Genomic DNA, 1,847 nt, shown 5'->3' with positions numbered 1-1,847 from the left:
GCAGGTCCGGTTGGTCCGTCGGTTGTTGGTACAACCGTAACATCCTGAGCGAGACAGTTGTCCGCGGCCGTGAAGGTCGGAGGCACAACGTTCGGATTACAACCGAGGTCATCGTCCATGTTCGGGGTGCTGATGACGGGAATCTCCGTGTCTTCGACCCAGGTGTAGGTGATGGTCACGGTCTGTGCGGCGTTGTCACAAGGATCGGTGTAGTTGGCCGTCCAGGTTTGTGTGCGGGCACAAGCAGGTCCGGTCGGTCCGTCCGTTGCAGGCGTTACGTCGACATCATCGACAAGGCAGTTGTCAGCCGCCGTGAAGGTCGGCGGAGTTACGGTTGTTGGGTTACAGCCGAGATCGTCGTTTGTAGCTGTGGTGCTGATGACGGGAATCTCTGTATCAGGCTCAAAGGTAAAGGTCTGCGTACAGGTTGCCAGGTTACCACAAGCATCTGTTGCCGTGTATGTCCTGATAAAAGTCAAATTGTCACCTTCACAGAAGGCGTCTGGTAAGGCATCCGTCTGCACCCCGACTACGGTGAAACTAGTAGCAGGGTCACAGTTGTCGGTTCCAGAGAGTTCAGTAAGCGGTGGAGGTAAAGCATCTCCACAAATTAGCATGGTTATGTTGGCCGGACATACGATTTCAGGAGGGGTGGTATCCTCATAGTTAATTGTTTGTAAGCAGTCATCTTCATTGCCGCAAGCATCTCTGACCGTCCAGGTGCGGTAAACAACCTTTTCCATTGGGCAGTTGCCTGGCACGATATTGTCAATGAAAGAAAAGTTAGGAGAAGGATCACAACTTTCTATTGCCACCGGAAAGCCAGTTGCCGGGCCAGTAGTGAAGCAAACGTTGTCGATTGCTCCAGAACCATTAATGTTTACCACCATACTTGCTACTCCAGCAGTTGGGCCCAGGTTAACCAATTGCACGCCGTTGTTTCCGGATTGGACAAAATTAACCGTTGCCAACAGGTTGTTACCCGGACCAAACAATTGAATGTTTCCTCCGGTAGATTGTCCGTTATCATCAACATCGATCATATTCAAATGCTCGAGTGTTACCAAACCGATCGCTGAGAAATCAAAGGTCAAAGCCGCGCCAGGATCTGTAGCATCATTAGGATTAGCTTGATTCAAATCAGTAGAAATGATCAGTAGGTTTCCTAGTGAACGGTCATTTTGAAATTTGCCCATTTCTCCTCCAGCTCCGATACCAAGGCCTCCAAAGTCACTATTTGGCGTACCTAAATCATCATCTCCTCCACTAGGGTTTCCAGAATCAAAAATCATGGCTGCATTGGTGCCTGCACCTAGCGAAGGATTTAGGCCTTCAATCATTACTGGTCCTAAATCAGTCGCAATGGAGGTTACTAAATCGCCAGCATTAAAGCCTTCAAAAGATAGACATACGCCCATTTCGTCGCATTCCAGTGTCACATCCGGTGGGCATACGATTCCAATCTCCGCGTCTTCCGTCCAGGTATAGGTGATGCTCTTCGGAGTTGCCGTTTGACAGTCATTGCTGTAAGTGGCCGTCCAGGTCTGCGTCTTCATACAGCCATCTCCCAGGATGCCTGTCGTATTGACGGTAGGGATTGCGTTCGCATTGCACTCGTCGTCTACCGTAAATACTGGAGCCGTGAGCGTAGGATTGCAACCTAGATCATCATTCATTGCATCCGTTATGATGGTCGGTTCTTCTAGTTGCGCTGCAACCGTAAAGGTCTTCGTACAAGTAGCGGTCTGGTTACAAGCGTCGGTCGCATTATAGACGACAGTTACGGTACCGCCTACACACACATCTGGTGCGGTATAGCTGGCGGCGAAAGTACCAACTCCGGTACA

General features: G+C 50.1%; 1 pseudogene. It reads right to left on the bottom strand.

Going from position 1 to position 1,847, the window contains the following annotated elements:
* Nucleotides 1-1,847, bottom strand: a pseudogene (locus B036_RS34040) (hypothetical protein); the annotation flags it as partial.

Origin of the sequence: Neolewinella persica DSM 23188, assembly GCF_000373105.1 — a bacterium.
Taxonomy (GTDB): Bacteria; Bacteroidota; Bacteroidia; order Chitinophagales; family Saprospiraceae; genus Neolewinella; species Neolewinella persica.
The sequence above is the reverse complement of the archived record's forward strand: the minus strand, read 5'-3'. Positions and strand labels throughout refer to the sequence as shown.